Source organism: Neorhizobium sp. T6_25 (genome assembly GCF_002968555.1).
In the GTDB taxonomy this organism is placed as follows: domain Bacteria; phylum Pseudomonadota; class Alphaproteobacteria; order Rhizobiales; family Rhizobiaceae; genus Neorhizobium.
The window spans coordinates 22,358-39,823 of record NZ_PVBL01000030.1 but is presented as its reverse complement, the minus strand read 5'-3'; the positions used below and the strand labels follow the sequence as shown (position 1 = coordinate 39,823).

General features: G+C 58.1%; 16 protein-coding genes and 3 pseudogenes. 10 read left to right on the top strand and 9 right to left on the bottom strand.

The window, feature by feature from the left end:
• Positions 1 to 80: 80 nt before the first annotated feature.
• The 3 genes from C5L10_RS28435 to C5L10_RS33925 form a co-directional block, all read right to left on the bottom strand.
• Positions 81 to 1,322 carry a sugar ABC transporter substrate-binding protein gene (locus tag C5L10_RS28435; protein ID WP_105432406.1) on the bottom strand — a complete coding sequence of 414 codons (1,242 nt, stop codon included), beginning with the start codon at positions 1,320 to 1,322 and terminating at the stop codon, positions 81 to 83.
• 65 nt (positions 1,323 to 1,387) lie between these two features.
• On the bottom strand, positions 1,388 to 2,401 hold the full coding sequence (locus tag C5L10_RS28430) for a LacI family DNA-binding transcriptional regulator (protein WP_105432405.1): 1,014 nt from the start codon (positions 2,399 to 2,401) through the stop codon (positions 1,388 to 1,390).
• A gap of 103 nt (positions 2,402 to 2,504) precedes the next feature.
• Positions 2,505 to 2,669: a hypothetical protein gene (locus C5L10_RS33925; protein ID WP_172717230.1), complete on the bottom strand. Its 165-nt coding sequence runs from the start codon at positions 2,667 to 2,669 to the stop codon at positions 2,505 to 2,507.
• A gap of 355 nt (positions 2,670 to 3,024) precedes the next feature.
• Between C5L10_RS33925 and C5L10_RS28425 the strand changes: the two genes are divergently transcribed.
• The 4 genes and pseudogenes from C5L10_RS28425 to C5L10_RS28410 form a co-directional block, all read left to right on the top strand.
• Positions 3,025 to 4,815, top strand: coding sequence for a PAS domain S-box protein (locus C5L10_RS28425; RefSeq protein ID WP_371411996.1), 1,791 nt, complete (start codon positions 3,025 to 3,027; stop codon positions 4,813 to 4,815).
• 66 nt (positions 4,816 to 4,881) lie between these two features.
• On the top strand, positions 4,882 to 6,009 hold the full coding sequence (locus C5L10_RS28420; protein ID WP_105432403.1) for a PAS domain-containing protein: 1,128 nt from the start codon (positions 4,882 to 4,884) through the stop codon (positions 6,007 to 6,009).
• Complete coding sequence (locus C5L10_RS28415; RefSeq protein WP_105432402.1) at positions 6,006 to 6,452, top strand: response regulator; 447 nt, start codon at positions 6,006 to 6,008, stop codon at positions 6,450 to 6,452. Before C5L10_RS28420 ends, C5L10_RS28415 begins: the two co-directional genes overlap by 4 nt.
• 66 nt (positions 6,453 to 6,518) lie before the next feature.
• Positions 6,519 to 6,767: pseudogene (locus C5L10_RS28410) on the top strand (transposase); the annotation flags it as partial.
• Between the two features lie 283 nt (positions 6,768 to 7,050).
• On the opposite strand, the pseudogene C5L10_RS28405 reads toward C5L10_RS28410, so the two are convergent.
• The 4 genes and pseudogenes from C5L10_RS28405 to C5L10_RS28390 form a co-directional block, all read right to left on the bottom strand.
• A pseudogene (locus C5L10_RS28405) lies at positions 7,051 to 7,275 on the bottom strand (IS110 family transposase); the annotation flags it as partial.
• Positions 7,276 to 7,405: 130 nt separating this feature from the next.
• Positions 7,406 to 7,957 carry a hypothetical protein gene (locus C5L10_RS28400; protein WP_105432400.1) on the bottom strand — a complete coding sequence of 184 codons (552 nt, stop codon included), beginning with the start codon at positions 7,955 to 7,957 and terminating at the stop codon, positions 7,406 to 7,408.
• A complete protein-coding gene (locus tag C5L10_RS28395; protein WP_105432399.1) occupies positions 7,957 to 9,000 on the bottom strand; it encodes a cyclopropane-fatty-acyl-phospholipid synthase family protein in 1,044 nt (347 codons plus the stop codon). The genes C5L10_RS28400 and C5L10_RS28395 overlap by 1 nt, the downstream gene beginning before the upstream one ends.
• Positions 8,997 to 9,788 (bottom strand): DUF1295 domain-containing protein, encoded by a 792-nt coding sequence (locus C5L10_RS28390; RefSeq protein ID WP_105432398.1) that lies wholly within the window; start codon positions 9,786 to 9,788, stop codon positions 8,997 to 8,999. Before C5L10_RS28390 ends, C5L10_RS28395 begins: the two co-directional genes overlap by 4 nt.
• Before the next feature lie 186 nt (positions 9,789 to 9,974).
• Between C5L10_RS28390 and C5L10_RS28385 the strand changes: the two genes are divergently transcribed.
• From C5L10_RS28385 to C5L10_RS28365, 5 genes are read left to right on the top strand one after another with little or no spacing between them, the layout of a single operon-like run.
• Positions 9,975 to 11,348: an NAD(P)/FAD-dependent oxidoreductase gene (locus C5L10_RS28385; protein ID WP_105432397.1), complete on the top strand. Its 1,374-nt coding sequence runs from the start codon at positions 9,975 to 9,977 to the stop codon at positions 11,346 to 11,348.
• The gene (locus C5L10_RS28380; RefSeq protein WP_105432396.1) at positions 11,345 to 12,175 is read left to right on the top strand and encodes a DUF1365 domain-containing protein; all 831 of its coding nucleotides are present in this window, start codon (positions 11,345 to 11,347) and stop codon (positions 12,173 to 12,175) included. The genes C5L10_RS28385 and C5L10_RS28380 overlap by 4 nt, the downstream gene beginning before the upstream one ends.
• The gene (locus C5L10_RS28375; RefSeq protein WP_105432395.1) at positions 12,162 to 13,394 is read left to right on the top strand and encodes a cyclopropane-fatty-acyl-phospholipid synthase family protein; all 1,233 of its coding nucleotides are present in this window, start codon (positions 12,162 to 12,164) and stop codon (positions 13,392 to 13,394) included. The genes C5L10_RS28380 and C5L10_RS28375 overlap by 14 nt, the downstream gene beginning before the upstream one ends.
• 24 nt (positions 13,395 to 13,418) lie before the next feature.
• Positions 13,419 to 13,790, top strand: a complete 372-nt coding sequence (locus C5L10_RS28370; protein WP_205837104.1) for a DUF2147 domain-containing protein — start codon at positions 13,419 to 13,421, stop codon at positions 13,788 to 13,790.
• 32 nt (positions 13,791 to 13,822) lie between these two features.
• Positions 13,823 to 14,257, top strand: a complete 435-nt coding sequence (locus tag C5L10_RS28365) for a DUF2177 family protein (protein ID WP_105432444.1) — start codon at positions 13,823 to 13,825, stop codon at positions 14,255 to 14,257.
• Positions 14,258 to 14,277: 20 nt separating this feature from the next.
• Here C5L10_RS28365 and C5L10_RS33920 read toward each other — a convergent pair whose 3' ends face one another.
• Positions 14,278 to 14,577, bottom strand: a complete 300-nt coding sequence (locus C5L10_RS33920; protein WP_172717229.1) for a hypothetical protein — start codon at positions 14,575 to 14,577, stop codon at positions 14,278 to 14,280.
• A gap of 133 nt (positions 14,578 to 14,710) precedes the next feature.
• Here C5L10_RS33920 and C5L10_RS28355 point away from each other — a divergent pair.
• A pseudogene (locus tag C5L10_RS28355) lies at positions 14,711 to 15,229 on the top strand (IS66 family transposase); the annotation flags it as partial.
• A gap of 66 nt (positions 15,230 to 15,295) precedes the next feature.
• Here C5L10_RS28355 and C5L10_RS28350 read toward each other — a convergent pair.
• Positions 15,296 to 17,464 (bottom strand): peptidase domain-containing ABC transporter, encoded by a 2,169-nt coding sequence (locus tag C5L10_RS28350; RefSeq protein WP_105432394.1) that lies wholly within the window; start codon positions 17,462 to 17,464, stop codon positions 15,296 to 15,298.
• Positions 17,465 to 17,466 lie beyond the last annotated feature (2 nt).

Below are 17,466 nucleotides of genomic sequence, written 5' to 3'. Positions count from 1 at the left end.
TAGCGTCGGGTCACCAATCCGGACGGATCAGGCGTCCGTCCGGATTGGCAGCGAATGACAGGTATTGATGGGTTCGCGTTTCAGTTTGCCGCGTCGATAATCGATTGCATGCTGGCCTGTGCCTTGGCGACCGACCCCTTGACATCGTTGCCGAAGAAGACCTCGTTCAACATCTGCTTCCACGGACCGGTGCTGCTGTTGATAATGTCGTTATAGACGGGCGACGATGGGGTACGGCCGATCTTCATCGCTTCCGTGGCGATCTGATAACGTTCGTCCAGCGACTTGATCGCCTCCGATGCCACATCGGCGCGGGTCGGAAGACTGCCACCCTTGGCAAGCAATGTCTGGCCTTCCGGCGAGTAGACAAACTCCAGGAACTCCTTGGCCTCCTTCAAGTTATCGCGTCCCGCCGTGACGACGAAATTGTCACCACCGCCGAAGGAAGCCTTGCCGCCATTCTTGCCTGGAATGAAGGTCACGCCGAATTCGACGGTCGGGTAGTTCTTGACGAGATTGCCGATGGCAAAGGCGCCGATCGGCGACAGGCCGATCTTGTCGGTGGCAAAGCCACCGAAGAAATTCTTGCCGGAGTCGGTCTTGGCACTTTCCGGGACATATCCCTTTGCGACCATGTCGCGGTAGAAATTGATTGCGTCATGCATCTGCGGCGAGTCGATCGTGGCCTTCTTGCCGTTGTCCACCAGGATATCCCCGCCCGAAGCCCAGATCAGCGGCATGAAGGTAAAGGCATTGCAGCCACCGCAGGCTCCGGCGAAGTAGAAGCCGTGGATATCCCCTCCGAGCGCGTTGACCTTGCCGGCGGCCGCCTCGATTTCTGACCAGCTTGTCGGGGCCTTGTTCGGGTCGAGTCCGGCCTGCTTGAAGAGCTTCTTGTTCCACAAGAGGACCGAAGCGTCGGCAGACATCGGCAATGCATAGATCTGTCCCTCGTACGTCCCTGCGCCGACATGCGCCTTCGACAGTTGATCGAAATACGGAAAGCTTTTCGCCATGTCGGTCAGGTCTTCCAAGGCGCCCGACTTTGCAAAGGCAGGCGCATAGACGAGGTCGAGCGACACGAAATCTGGCGCCGACCCGCCGGCTGCAGCGGTGGCGTATTTCTGCACCATTTCAGTGTTCGGTACGATCTGCAGCTCGATCTGCGTCTTGTGCTTCTCGTTGAACGCCTTGATCAGCGTCGGCATGAAAGCTTCGCTGCTCGAGCGGGACCACATGGTGAGTTTTTGTTGCGCGAGCGCCGATGACGAAAGCGCGCCGATGATAGTAGCGGCGAGAGCCGCGATCTTGAGCAGTTTCATATGAGGTCTCCTCCCTCTTGAACCGGTTTATCGAACTGTGTCTGACATGCTCTTACCTTGCAAAATCATGATGACCCGCGCACGACCAGCGTGCATGGCAACCTCCAAAGCCCTGTTTCGACGGTCTCGCCGTTCACGAGCCGCACAAGCGCTTGTCCCGCCTGCCGGCCGAGTTCTTTCAGGTTCATGTCTATCGTGGTAAGCGGAGGCCGGGTCTGTTCTGCGACAATCTCCCAATTGTCGAAACCGACGACAGATACGTCTTGAGGAACGTCGACCCTCCTTTCACGAAGGGCGTCGATCACCCCTCGCGCAATCTGGTCGTTACCGCAGAAGATCCCGTCCGGTCTATCAGAGCTCGACCAAAGCGCTTCGACTGCTTCATGTCCCCAGCGCTCCGACCAGGAACCCGGCATGACGGCGGATGTCTGTACAGGTAGGCCGGCGGCTTGCATTGCTTCAGTGAAGGCCGTGGCGCGCTCCTCGACGACTCGAAAACTTGTAGGTCCAGTGATATGCACGATCCGGCTTCGGCCCTGTCCCACCAGGTGGCCGACTGCATCGCGTGTGCCTTGCATGTCGTCCGGCACAAGTGTCACCGCATCGGCCGGCCCTGCCGTCAGCGCATAGACAACTGGGACCGGCAGGTGGGTTAGATCGACAGGCAGCGTCCTGTCGACGCGCTTCCCGGTGGCGATGATGCCATCGATCTGCTTGTCCAACATCGCATCGACATGCGTCCCCGCAAGCTCGGGATTGTCTTCGATCGCGCAAAGGAAGACAGAAACGCCGTGGTCGATCAGTCCCTCGGAAATCCCGGCCATCACTGGCAAGGTGAAGCGGCCGTATGTGTCGTCCGTCAGCAGACCGACCGTGAAGCTGCGCTTGCGGGTAAGACTGCGGGCAAGTGAATTCGGGCGAAACCCCAGATCCGAAGCGGCCTTCCTGATTCGTGCGCGTGTTTCTTTCGAGACGCGGCCGGTTTCGTTCAATGCCTTTGACGCAGTCGCAGTGCTGACGCCGGCAGCGGCAGCCACATCGTAGATCGTTACTCGAGTTCTCGGACCCGTGACAATCACCTGTTACTCTCCACGTGAGAAAGCGGTTTCCCGCGTGGTATACTCCATGAAACTGGATGGGAAAAGGGTTTCCCAAGCTTTTTTTTATCGCAAAAGACATTCTTCATGCGATGAAGGTTGAGGCAATGCGCGTGACCCGGCGACGTGCATCAGCGTTCAGAGTGGCCGCGAACGAACGCGGGCATTCTTCGATGAGCGTCTGCAGGCAGCCGTCGACGATCGCCTCGACCTTCGGCAGCTTCCATGCAGGCTCGCTTGGCCAAAGCAAAGGAGTCCCCTTCCTTTTGTGGCCAGCAACTCACGTACCAGCCATCCGTGTACAGTAAGCGCTGTCCCGAACCTACCTCTCTGATCATGCTGGATCTTTGATGTTCAACCTCGAAAGAGCGCTTGGAGATCTGCCCATTTCAGCAAGACCAGGTCGATCAATGACCTTGACCGCCTTGCTGAGCCGCTGCAAATGCCTAACCCACTGCTTTTGCGAGATTCGTCACGAAAGGCTTTAGACCTCTTGCAGGATCCGGGGGGAGATATAAATCATCTCGCGATGAAAGCATGAGCGACATCGGCAACGTCGTCGTGGAACAGCAGAGCAGGTGCCGATGTCGAATACTACGGTGAAGATGCGGTGGGGAACGGACGAAATCTCTCGGAGGATGCAGAGCGGCGAGTGGGATGCCTCTCTTCTCGGACAGCCGTTGCGGTGGCCAGACTGCCTCAGGAAGGTCGTCGACTTGATGCTGCCGTCGAGGGCCCAGATCGTCCTCTTCTGGGGGCCTGACTTCATTGCGCTCTACAACGAAGCTTATGCCCCGACCATCGGGCTGCGACACCCGAAGGCTCTGGGTCGCCCGGCACGGGAGAACTGGAGTGAGCTCTGGGACGACCTGGAGCCGCTTTTGCGTCGGGTCCTTGAGACTGGCGAGACGGTAGCCGCCAAGGATCGTCCTTTTTACATCGAGCGCCATGGGCATCCCGAAACCGTCTTTTTCGACATTTCCTACTCGCCCATCCGTGACGACGACGGCCAAGTGCGAGGTGTCTTCTGCATCGTCAGCGAGACAACCGATCGCGTTCACTTCGAGCAGGCGCTGCGGGAGAGCGAGGAGCGGTTGCGATCCTTTGTATCCCAATCAGCGGCGGGGATCGGGCAGGGCAGCATCGAGGGTGAGATCCTGCACGTCAACAACCGGTTTTGCGAGATCGTTGGCTATGACGAGCACGAGCTCGTCGGTGCAAATATAATGAAAATCACGTATCCAGAAGACCTTGCCGAACAAAGTAGACTTTACAACCAACTGGCCGAAACCGGCAAAAGCTTCGATATCGAGAAGCGCTATGTTCGAAAGGATGGATCGCTCGTTTGGGTCAACAACACGGTGTCCCCTCTCCGAGACGGTACCGGCAACATCCGACAGGTCGCGGTGATCGCGGTCGATATCAGCGAGCGCAAAAAGGGTCAGGAAGCTGAACGCCAGCTGGCTTCGATCATCGCGTCTTCCAATGATGCCATTCTCGGCATTGATCTGGCGATGACCATCACATCGTGGAATGCTTCAGCAGAAGCTTTGTATGGCTACAAGGCCGACGAGGTCGTCGGAAAGTCAGTCCTGATCCTCGTTCCGGAAGACCGGCTTGATGAAGAGCCGGCACTTTTGGCTCGAGTCAGGGCTGGTCTTCGGGTCGAACCCTACGAAACAATGCGTCGGCACAAGAAGGGCCATCTGGTCGACGTGCTTCTGAGCGTTTCACCGATTTTTGACAGTGCCGGCCAGATTATCGGAGCCTCAAAGATCGCACATGATATTTCCGCCAAGAAGGAAGCAGAGCGCCTTCAGTCGGTGCTGATCAGTGAATTGCATCATCGCGTCAAGAATGTGTTTGCAACAGTCATCGCCATCGCACGACAGACCTTCGGCAAGGACAGTGGTGACCGGGACGCTGTCAGCGCATTCGAGGCACGCCTATCGGCCATGGCCCATGCGCACGATCTTCTCGCCCAAGGCGACTGGCAGCGCGCTGAACTTACCGCAGTGGTAGAGCAAGCTATCTCCCCTTATTCGTCGGAGAGCTTCGAAATCACCGGCGTGCCGGTGTTCTTGCCGCAGAGGGCCGTTGCATCGTTTTCCTTAGCCCTCCATGAGCTCAGCACGAATGCAGCCAAATATGGCGCGCTCTCAGTTCCCTCAGGCACAGTTTCGATCAGTTGGACGTACAATGACGAAACCGCAGCTCTGAGCCTCCGCTGGCAGGAGAGAGGCGGCCCGCCGGTCGTGCCACCGGCGCGAAAAGGATTTGGATCGCGGCTTATCGAACGACTGCTGGCGGCTGAGATGAACGGGCATTCAACGATCATCTATAACCCCGAAGGCGTCATCTGCGAGATCGAGGCACATATCACTCATCCAGTTTGATTGCGCTGCGAGGAACTATTATCACCGCTGCGACTTTTGTCGCGGGACAACATCGCCGGAACCTCTATGCAGGAAAAGGATCAGCACCGAACCAACGCCCGGAACGCGGGTAATCGTCTCGTCGCAGGGCATGCGAGCGAGGACCCATTCGCGGCTGCATTCAAGGCAACCCGCATGCCGATGATCGTTACCGATCCTCATCAGCCCGACAATCCGATCATCTTCTGCAACGAAGCTTTTCGAAAGCTGACCGGCTATAGCGATGATCAAATTATCGGCCGTAACTGCCGTTTTCTGCAGGGACCAGACACGGATCCAGATACCGTTTCGAAGGTCCGGGAGGCGGTCGCTACAGGTCGGGACGTTGCTGTCGATATACTCAACTATCGGAAAGACGGCAGCACATTCTGGAATGCGGTATTCATAAGCCCAGTGCGGGATGAGGCGGGCTCAATTGTCTACTTCTTTGCCTCACAGCTGGACTTCACCAATGTCAAAAGCCGCGAGGCCGATCTGGCGGCCGCGCGGCATGAGGCAGAAGCCGAGGTTGCCAAACACACAGCCAATCTTCGCTCAGCCCTTGAGGCCAGAATGTTACTTGTTCACGAAGTCGACCACCGGGTGAAAAACAACCTGCTGACGATGGCGTCAATCGTGAAGATGCACATCCGCGTGACCAGGGATGATGGCCGAAGGCAGACGCTGCTGTCCGTCCTCAATCGCATTGAGGCTCTCAGCACCGTCCAAAGAAAACTGTTCACGCTCGAGGACGTCTCGAAGTTCGACATGTCCGAATTTACGCGCGAGCTGGTGACAGACCTCGTCGATGCGACCGGTCGGAAAGATATACGGCTGTCGCTCGATCTTGCGCCGCTGCTGGTGCCGGCGGTCAAGGCGACGCCGCTTTCACTGATAGTGAACGAGCTCGTGGGCGACGCGGTTCGCCGAGGCCTGAGTGATGGAGGAGGCGACATCAACGTCGTCGTCCGGCGTCTGAACGGGCATTTACTGATGAGGATTGAGGACACGTCCGAGCCGGTAGACTTCGACGTCGAGAATGCCGAGCTTGGCCGGATGCTGCTGGAGGCGTCGGCCCACCAGCTCGGAGCCGAGATTGAGCGGAAACAGGAAGGGCGAAGAACGATCGTCGACGTGGTTTTGCTCGTTGGCGATCTTGAGGAGGATGCCCGTTGAAAGTTATGATTGTTGAAGATGAAATGCTGCTCGCCATGGAGCTGGAGAGCGAAGTTGAGATGGCGGGGCACCAGGTGACAGGGGTTGCGATGAGCAGCGCTCAGGCCCGTGAGCAGATGAGCACGTCGAAACCGGACTTTGCATTTGTTGACATCCATCTCATGGACGGGCCCACGGGCATAGAAGTTGGCCGTGAACTGGCTGCTGCCGGCATCCCCTATATTTTCGTCAGTGGAAACATCAAGAAGATTCCGAAGGATTTCGCCGGCGCGCTCGGTGCAATCGAAAAGCCGTACACGATGAACGGGATGAAGAACGCTCTCGCCTATGTGTCCGCAATCGTCAAAGGCGATGACAGCAACTCCCCGCCAGCTAGCTTGGTATTGGCGGAAGATGCGAATGCTGGAGCCGTGCCGGGTCTTCAGACTCGGCATAGTCTCTGATCGTCAGATGAAGGCCTGAAAAATTGGTAGAAGAATAGCAACAAGGAGCCGGTACGTGCTTGCTGCCGCAAGAGTGACGCCGACTGGTTTCGAGACGCCTTGGCTGCACGCAGGATTACGGCCTGCATTCCATCTCGGGCAAGCCGAAAGGTTGTCATACTGAACGATCGGGCGCTCTACAAAGAGCGCCACAAGATCGAAAACATGTTCGGCAGGCTCAAGGACTGGCGCAGAATTCACACCCGATACGATCGCTGCGCTCACACCTTCTTTTCAACCATATGCATCACAGCAGCCGTCATCTTCTGGCTTTGATTTAACGAGTCCTTCTCTATTCTGCGTGTCGAGGTCAAGCGCTTTCGAGCTTTCCGAGATTGCCGGTGGAAAAGTCTTTCGCAGGTCTCGCTTCTCTTCGGGATGAGCACATTGCTCTCCCAGGATGGGACCAGAAGGATAAGGCGGAACAATCCGAGCCACGTCCTGATCCTGTTATGCGATCGGTACTGGACTCATTGCGAACTCGTCTTATCCATCGTCCCGCGAAGGACATTTCACCGCCAGCAGGCGGAACTTGGTTACCCCTTTAAAGGAGAAGACTTTAGGTTGCCGTCGGATCCTTCGTCCAGCGGAACTCCGAGCCATCGCTCCACATCCGATGCATGATCACTGACAGTCTTCGCGCCAAGGCGACGACGGCTCTCTGCAAGCCTCGGCGTCGGGCGATATTCATCGCCCAGGCTTTCAGCCATGACCATTTCTGCACCCGTGTCAGCAGCGATTGTGCGGCTTCATAGAGCAGCGTTCTCATCATAGCGTCGCCGCAGACGACGTTTATCATCAGCACGAATCGCAGCACCTCCTACCCAAAGTCCTCGAAGATGGGCTCAAGCCGAATACCCCATCTGAGCCTGGGCCGTCATGACATGATGGTCTCCTCCAGATGTACAGATTTCCTATAAGCAATCTCGAGCATCGGGTTCTGTGATGCGCAGGATGCCGGAATAGCGAATTGCGATGAAGGCCATGAGGCTGGCGACCGCGAACGCGTTAAGGTTCAGCAGGGTCGAAAGGTCGACATCTTTCCATACATGCAGGCTCGGGCCGATGGCGTATCTTGAGAAAACGAAGGCCAGGAACACGAATGCCGCCAAGCCGCGTTGCCACCATGCCTCCTCAGCGCGGAAGGAGAGGGCGACCAGCATTATGCAAGGCGCCAGGAAAAACTCCGTGCCGGAACCGGTGCCGAACAGCTTGGTCGCGAACAGCGTGTCGAGCGTTCCGACCAGCGGCAGGGCGATGCGGGCGGCCGTCGGGGCGCGGCGGGCAATCAGGGGGACGGCGAGGAAAAGTGGCGCGGCAAGCAGGGTGCCGAGCGACGCCGTGACGCCATCGCCAACCAGATACCAGACATAGAGCGGATAGAGGGGTTTGTTGCCGCAGATCACCCAGGCGATCGTAACGCTCGCCTGAGTCAGCGGTTCGAGCGGGGGCCGTGTGAGGGTCATCACGTGCGCTGGTGAGTCGGAGTTGGGCTGAGGAGATAGTGGCCGACGCCCCAGACGTCGCCGTTGTCATGACCGAACAGGCCTGCGGTTGCGAGGAAGAATAGCCGCCAGCGGCGCTGCCACAACGAGGTATCCTTGCCATAGACCTGCCGGAAGATCGGCTGGATGCGATCGATATTACGATCGAAGGCGGCGAGCCAGTCGAGCGCCGTGCGGCGATAATGCGTGCCCGGCCAGCGCCATTCCTGCTCGACCCCAAAGAGATCGCCGAACCGGTGCGGCAGATCATGGGCCGGCATGATGCCGCCGGTGAAGAAATGGTGGGCGATCCAGTCCGTCGGATCGTCATGGTCGAAGCGGTAGGAGCGGTTCTTGTGGGTGAAGATGTGCAGGAAGAACTTGCCGTCCGGTTTTACCCAGCCGCGCACGCGCTCCAGTAATGTGCGCCAGTTCGACATATGCTCGAACATCTCCACCGAGACGACGCGGTCGAAACGCTCATCGGTCGAAAAATCATTCATGTCGGCGGTGATGACGATGAGATTGGTCAATCCACGCTTGTCCGCGAGATCAAGGATATAGGTGCGCTGTGATGCGGAATTCGACACCGAAGTGATGCGGGACCTGGGAAATTGCTGCGCGAGGTGAAGCGACAGCGAACCCCAGCCGCAGCCGAGGTCGAGAATGCTCATGCCATCCTCGATCGCCGCGTGCTTCACCGTCTCAGTGAGCGCATAGGTTTCGGCTTCCTCGATCCTCGTGTCGGGTGTGGGATAGAGACAGCAGGAATATTTCCGCTGCGGGCCGAGTGCCAGCGCGAAAAACTCTGCCGGTACCTCATAGTGCTGGCGATTGGCTTCGTGCGTATGGGTGGCAACCGGGAAATGCGCCATCGTTTCCGCAAAAGCCTGCTCTTCGGCAATTGAAACCGCTGCAAGCTTTCGCTTGGTGCGGCCGCAGAGAAAATCGATGCCCGCGAGCGTCATGCCGTCGGTCAAAGGCGTGCGCTCAGCGGTATTGATGGCCAAAGCCAGCATGTTCATGGCAGTTCTCCGTTTCGACGGGGTCCGGGAAGGAAGGCATTGACGCGTTTCTGGAGGGCGCGAAATTTGTCGCCGCGCGAGTGCAGCATGTGTTCTTCAAGCGGCGGGATGCCGGAGACATGCACCAGCAGCCAGTACATCAGCGCCGGGGCCAGCAATGATGCCCATGTCCATGCGGATGCCGAAAGCGCGAAGATCGGCCACGCGCACCAGAAAAGCCATTCGAAGAAATAGTTGGGGTGGCGGGAATATCGCCAGAGGCCAATCTCGCACACTTCAGTCTTTGCCTCGGACGTGCGGCGGAAGCGGGCAAGCTGCCGGTCGGAGATTGCTTCTCCGGTCAGTGCGAGGATTGCGACGAGGATGGCGAACCCATCCAGCACGCGCGGGAAGGGTGTGTCATTGGTGGCTGCCAGATGAACGGCCAGCACCAGGATGAAGGCAGCCAGCGCCTGGATTTGCAGAAAGAGGAACAGCCGCGACGCGGCACTATCGCCCCATTCCTCGATCAGCTTGAGATAACGCGGATCTTCACCGCCGCCATGGGTGCGGAAGCCGATGTGGCTGGCAAGCCTTGCCGCCCAGATGGCGATCAGGATCAGGACCGTCATCCGCCTTTCGAACTCACCATCGGCGAAGAGCGCCGCCACGATGCCGCCAAGTCCGACAGCGAGCGACCAGATCGTGTCGATCCAGCCGCTCAGGCCGGTGACGCGCTGCACGCCCCAGGCGCCAGCCATCGCCAGCGACAGCCAGATTGCGATGAAGATCAAAACCTCCATGTCCATCCTTCCACGATCAGTAAAATGCACTCTCCCTCATCAACTACGGGGCCGGCGCCCGATCAGTTTCGTCCGAAAGAAAAAAATCTGAAAAATTTGTGTCGCTCGCGAAACTAAGCAGAACGACGTCTCGTAAGTGCTGGGTGCAGCGAAACAAGACGACAGAGAACACTGCGTGAACGAGAGGAATTGATGACATTCAATCAGAGGGTTTCGGGCGAAAAGCGCCTGAATGTTGCAGTCGTGGGCAGCGGAATTTCAGGGCTGTCAGCCGCCTGGCTGTTATCGCAGTGCCACGCCGTCACGGTGTTCGAGGCCGCTGATTGGATCGGCGGACATAGTAACACGGTGGAATTCGAAAGTGCAGCCGGCCCGGTCGCGGTCGATACCGGTTTCATTGTCTATAACGAGGCGACCTATCCTAACCTAACGGCGCTGTTCAGGGCGCTGGAGGTGCCGACAGCCGCTTCCAACATGTCGTTTGCAGTCTCGATGAACGACGGGGCCTTCGAATATTCCGGGGGCACGGGGCTCGGCCTTCTGGCGCAACCGACCAATGCGTTCAGCCCGCGCTTCTGGTCGATGATACGCGATTTGCTACGATTCTATCGCAATGCGCCGCGCGATCTGGCGATGATGGGCGGCATTTCGCTCGATGACTACCTGACGCACAACGGCTATGGCCGCGCCTTCCGCCACGATCATCTTTATCCGATGGCGGCGGCAATCTGGTCGACTCCGACCATGGAGGTTGGCGCCTATCCGGCTGCCAATTTCGTGAAATTCTGCTGCAATCATGGACTCCTTGAACTTTGGGATCGGCCGATCTGGCGCACGGTCAAGGGCGGTAGCCGCGAATATGTGGCGCGACTGACCCGCCGATTTTCCGACAGGATCAGGCTGTCGACGTCGATTACGGCGATCCGCCGCAACGCCGGGCAGGTGGACATCCGCGATGCGCACGGCAACAGCCATGTTTTCGACGACGTGGTGATCGCTACCCATGCGGATCAGGCGCTGCGCATGCTGTTGGATGCCAGCGAGGATGAACGGCGCATTCTCGGCGCCTTTCGGTATTCCAGCAACGAGGCGGTACTGCATGGCGACGCGAGCCTGATGCCGAAGCGGCGGGCCGCATGGTCGAGCTGGAATTATGTCGCCGATACCGGAGACGGACCGACGCAACCGTCGATCACCTACTGGATGAACCGGTTGCAGCCGCTCGGCCATGCGCCGCCGACATTCGTCACGCTCAACCCCCGTCGCGAACCGCGCGAGGAGACGGTCATTCGCCGGGAGGTCTGCGAACATCCCGTGTTCGATCTCGGGACCGATCGGGCGCAGCATGAGGTCTGGTCGCTGCAGGGCGTGCGCAACACTTGGTTTTGCGGCGCGCATTTCGGCTCCGGCTTCCATGAGGACGGGATTCAGGCCGGGCTTGCGGTGGCCGAAGATTTGGGCGGCGTTAGGCGCCCCTGGCAGGTGGCGCAGGAAAGTGGGCGCATCGTTCGCAAGCCTCCGATCCGGCCGAGTGATCTGCCGATAGACCTGGAGGCGCTGACATGACTCTATCGCTCCATTCGGCCCTGTTTCTCGGACATGTGACACATGCGCGGCTGAAGCCGAAGGAACACCGGCTGTCTTACAGGATCTATTCGCTGCTGCTCGATCTCGACGAGTTGGATGCGCTTGACAAACGGTTGCGGCTGTTTTCGGTGGATGGCTTCAACCTGTTTTCGTTTCGCCGAAGGGATCGCGGCGACCGTTCGGGCTCTGACCTGAAGGGCCAGGTAGAGCGTTCGATGCAATCGGCCGGTATCGAACCGGATGGCGGGCCGATCCGGCTACTGACAATGCCGAGGCTGCTTGGCTGGGTCTTCAATCCGCTGAGCGTGTTCTTCTGCCACGGTCGCGACGGCGCGTTGCGGGCAATCCTCTGGGAAGTGGACAACACCTTTGGCGAGCGCCACGGCTATATGATCCCGGTCGTAGGCCAGGGCGAGGAGATCTTCCAGTGCTGCGACAAGGCGTTTTACGTCTCCCCTTTCATGGACATGGATCTCCGCTATAAATTTCGGGTCGAGGCGCCGGGCAAATACCTTTCCATCCGTATCGACACCTTTGACGCCGACGGGCTGGTGCTGACGGCCCGGCATCTGGCAAAGCGCCGCGAACTGACGGATATGGCCCTGCTCAAGGCATTTCTCGCTATCCCGCTCCTGACGCTAAGGGTGGTCGGTGGCATTCATTGGGAGGCGTTGAAGATCTGGACGAAGGGCGTGCGTCTGCGGGCGCGCCCGCACCTGCCCGAAGAAGCGGTTTCCTTCATTCGCCCGCCCTTAGGCGAAAGCGTGCATTCCGTCCGGAGGATTGAGACCAATGAGCCAGTTTGACGATTCCTCGCGCTTCCCTTTGTGCATGGATATCGAGGCCGGCAGGCTGGGCTTTGGTGGCCGACTGATGAAGCGCCTTATAGCGGGTCTCCGCCATGGCCGCCTGCGGGTCGTATTGCCATCCGGCGCAGCTGTGGAAGCGGTCGGGTCGGAGCCAGGCATGGATGCGGCTATCGTGATGCGCCGCTGGCGCATGCTGCATCGCCTCCTCACCGCCGGCGATATCGGTTTTGCTCAGGGCTTTTTGGAGGAAGACTGGACAACGCCGGATTTGACCGCGGTCATCCGGCTAGCCGCCCAAAATGCCGACGTGCTGGCGCCGGCAATCGATGGCAACGTCCTCATGCGTTCGATGAACCGGGTAGGCCATCTGCTGAACGCAAACTCAAAACGCGGTAGCCGCCGCAACATCGAAGCGCATTACGATCTCGGTAATGACTTCTATAAGGAATGGCTTGATCCATCGATGCTCTATTCGTCGGCGATTTTCGATGAGACGACGCCGAGCCTCGAAGCGGCCCAACAGAAGCGGCTCCGCCTTATTCGCGAAAAACTGGTGCTTCAAGGCGGCGAAAGGATTTTGGAAATCGGTTGCGGCTGGGGTGCGTTGGCGATCGATCTCGCGACAAAGGCCGATGTTCAGGTGACCGGCATTACGCTGTCACCTGCGCAACTGGTCTGGGCGCGCCATGCGACGGCAGAGGCAGGCAAGGCGAGTAAAGTCAATCTGCATCTCCAAGACTATCGCAATGTCACCGGTCGTTTCGATCGCATTGTGTCGGTCGAGATGTTCGAGGCTGTAGGCGAGGCATACTGGCCAAACTACTTCGACACGCTGAAGCGCTGCCTGAAACCCGACGGCCGTGCGGTCCTGCAGATCATTTCTGTCGAGGAAAATCGCTATGAGGCGTATCGCGGCAGCATCGACTTCATTCAGAAGTATGTTTTTCCCGGCGGCTTCCTCCCATCTGACCGCGCGCTTGAGGCCGCGGTTGCCACCGCCGGTTTGAAGCTGGTGGAAGTCGAGCATTTCGGAAAGTCCTACGCCAGAACGCTGCGGGAGTGGCGGACGCGGTTTCATGCGCATTGGCCGTCGATTGCCGCGCTTGGCTTCGACGAGCGCTTCAAACGCCTCTGGCACTATTACCTCTGCTACTGCGAAGCCGGCTTCGAAGAAGGAAGCATCGATGTCGGCCTTTACACGATCGAACATGCGTAACCACCTGCGAACGGGAATCCGAGCATGATGAAGACGATGGTAGCCGCTGCCCTGTCGACGCTCTCCGCTTTCACCTTTGCCGATGCCGCCGATATCGGCGGCCAGTGGGCGCGCGGAGATGGCAACGCCAGGGTGAAGATCGCGCCATGCGGATCGGATATCTGCGTGGTCAACACGTGGATCAAGCCGGGCACACCTAGGGAAAAGAAGGGCGACAAGCTCGTCATGAGCATAAAGCCGAGCGCTGGCGGCGTCTATTCCGGTACGGCCTTCGATCCGCAGCGTGACATGACCTATGAGCTTACAGTGACGGTGCAGGGAGACAAGATGATCACCAAAGGGTGCATCGTGGCCGGCCTTTTGTGCAAAGGGATCGATTGGATAAGGCTCAAGTGAGCGAGGAGAATTGCGAAATGAAGAACGTCGGCATGAAGTGTGTTCTTGCGGGCTATATCGCGACGCTGGTCGTCTTCGTGGCAATCGACTTCGTCTGGTTGAGCGTGATGGCAAGCAAACTTTATCAGCCGATCATGGGCGATATGCTGATCGCCGATTTCAGGCTTGTGCCTGCCGTTGCCTTCTATCTGATCTACATAGGGGGCCTGACGTTCCTGGCCGTAAGGCCGGGGTTGGAAAAGGGCTCGCCCTGGCAGGCTGCACTCTCTGGAGCAGTCGTCGGCTTTACGGCCTATGGGACCTACGACCTGACCAATCAGGCCACCCTAAAAAACTGGTCCACACAACTCACCCTTGCCGATCTTGCCTGGGGAACGATCCTGTCCGGGACGGCTGCCACATTCGGCTGCTGGATTGCATTGCGCGCCTTTGGGTCGAAACATCCCGACTCGGCAATATCCAGATGACGTCAAGCAGTGGAATGGCGTCATTCAGGGTCATCGCGAAACAGGCCGGTGCCCACAAGCCATTCAGCCAGATCTTCCATCATGCCTCGAAAAGCCACGGCATCAGCATGGAGGATCCGGTGCAAATCTGCGCCAGCCCGCATCTTGATCTTGCCGCAGCGCGTGAGCTTGGCTCTCGTACTGTCTGGATCGATCGTGGCACGGGCCGCAAACCACTGGCTGACTACCACACGAATGAAATCGTCCCGGCGCTCAACAAGAAACCTGCCATCCTTGCCGCAGTAGGCTGGATGGAGCGATAAGGAGACCAAATCTCGCATGACTGATCGTTTCGAAGACAAGATTCTGCATTTCGGCACAATCTCGCAGTCCATTCAGACGCTCATCGCGGACTAAGCAGCCAGTAGGATGACCTTCGCCCGTGTCGGCGGCGAGGAATTCACGATCTTGTTCAGGGCGGCGGAGCGTATCTTCGCTGACGAGACGACATTGCCAACGCTCGCACCGGGATCCGGATCGGCAAAGACGGCTTGGCTATGGGCCTATGCCAGGGATGACAGACCTTTCGGCGGCAGTGGCGCGCCCATGGTCGCCTATCGCTTCGAAGATAGTCGCGCTGGCGATCGTGTCGCCCGGCATCTGAGCGGCTATCGTGGTATTCTTCAAGTTGACGGGTATGGTGCCTACAACAAGCTTGCCCGATCTGACGGCGGCAATGACGGCATGATACTCGCCGGCTGCTGGTCGCACACCAGACGCAAGTTCTACGAGCTCCACACTTCGGACCGCTCCAAGATCGCCACCGAGACGGTGGAGTTGATGGCAAAGCTCTGGCAGGTCGAAGAAACGGCCCGCGGCCAAAGCCCTGACGCGCGTGTCGTAGCCCGTCAGCAGACATCGGCTGCCATCGTCAATGAGCTCTTTGACTTTTGGCAGAAGACTCTGCCGCGGATCTCCGGCAAGTCGAAGCTCAGAAGCTTTGGTTCGGAACACTCTGCATTGTCATAGGCAACATCGGGCATGGGCAAAGTGGTCTCGTTACTCAACCGGACGGGGATATTTCACCGCCTGGCTTGCAGTGGGATCTTCGCCGGTGACAAACGGATGGTGTGGTGTTAGGCCGCTACCATCAAGATGCAGAACTTTGTCAGCGGCGGCGATTGTCTCAACCCGATGAGCCACTATGACCCGAGTGATACCGAGCGCGCGAATTGATTTGTTCACACGCTCCTCGTTCACGACGTCCATATGTGAGGTTCCCTCATCCAGGAACAACATGCGCGGCCTTCGGTACAGCGCCCGAGCCAGTAATACGCGCTGTTTCTGGCCGCCCGACAGGCTCGACCCCATGTCTCCCACCAGTGTTTCGTAACGCATAGGCATTTGCAGGACTTCTTCATGTATGGCGGCCGACTTAGCAGCTTCGACGACGGCCGCGGGGTCCGGATGTTCATCAAACATCGCAATATTGTCCGCTATCGAACCCGTGAACAGATTATCGTCTTGCAAGACAGCCGCGATCTGATCATGGAAGCTTTTATGCCCGAACTGGCGTAGTGGAATGCCGTCCACCAAGACTTCGCCCGTGTGGGGCTCAAGTAGCCCGACGAGGATTTTCAGGAGGGTCGACTTCCCGGCCCCGGAGGGGCCTGTGATTGCAACGTGCTCTCCCGGCCGCACAATCAGATCCACGTTGTTCAAGACGAGAGGGTCTGTGGGCGAATAGCGATAGGAAACATTCTGGATTTCGATCTGACCCTTGAGTCCTGTATTGAAATTGGCACTGGAGCCGAAGCTCCTGTCGTCATCCTCGAGCGCGATGTCAGACAATCGCTCGAGATGCAGCCGCAGCATCAGGAATGCCATCCCCTGGTCGACCAGATTGCCGGTTTTTTCGAGAAACTGGGCCTTGTACGCAAGATAGGCAAATACCATTCCGACACTGAAACCACCGTTCATCACCAAACTAATCGCCAACCAGATTGTGACAATATTCTCGAGCCCGAAGATCAATGCGTTGGATGCACCCTGCCAGATACCGATGCGCGAAAACCGGATATTTGCGTTCACCGCATCCGTCAGAAGGGACTGCCACATGCTGTGCCGTATGGTCTCGCGATTGTAGAGACGAAATGTCTGGATGCCTCTAATAGTCTCAATCAGAGCGGTTTGCTCCTTGCCCTGAGCGATAATGCTTCCCTCCTGTGCACGGCGTTCCAGCGAGAAGGTCACGAAGCGGACGAAAAAGTAGAGAAAGAAGGCCGTGAGAGCAACAAAAGCGAGCTTCCCGCTGTAGAAGAACATGATCGCCAGTGTCGTCACCGCAAGAGCTCCATCGACGAGCGTGGCGGCGATCCCCTCGGTCAAAAGGCGTTGTATGGGCGAGACCGATTGGAACCGAGACAAAATGTCTCCGACTTCGCGCTTCTGGAACCACTCGAGGGGTAACCGGAAGAGCTTTCTGGCCACATTGGACGCGATACCGAAACCAAGAGCCGAGCCAGCGGCCAGGATTACGAATGAACGGAGGAAAGAGGCACAAGCATTAAAAATGGTGAAGAGACCGAAACCCAGCGCCAAAACCACAAGAAGATCATTGTCGAGCGCGGGTAGAGCGCTGTCGATGCCGATCTGGAGATAATAAGGTAGTGCCAGAACATAGACTTGCAGAGCGACGCTGAGCACAACGATCTGCGCAAACGAGCTCCCAAGTCCGTGTATCTGGCTCCAAAGCTGCGACCAACGCAGGACCGTCCGCTCCCTTTTGCGCTCGAAAGTCTGGTTGGGCCGAAGTTCAAGCGCAACGCCGGTGAAATGATCAGAGAGTGCCGGCAGGCTCACCCACTCGCTTCGGCCTGCTGGATCATGGATCAGGGCCTTGCCGTTTGCTACCCGCTCTACGACGACGTAGTGGTTAAAGTCCCAATGAAGGATAGCGGGAAGAGCGAGGCCAGCTAATTGTTCCAACGGCAGTTTGACTGCGCGGGCAGTAAGCCCGATTTGATCTGAAACCTTCATCAGTCCGCTGAGAGGCGCACCCCGGATCGACGGGGTAAACCTTCTGCGCATCGTGGCAAGATCAACATCAAGGCCGTGAAATCCTGCGATCATTGTTAGGCAGGCCAGACCACATTCGCTGAGCTCGTTTTGCCGCACCAAACGTATGCGGGAGGGCGAAAAAATGCCCGTATTGAGAGATGTCGCCATCA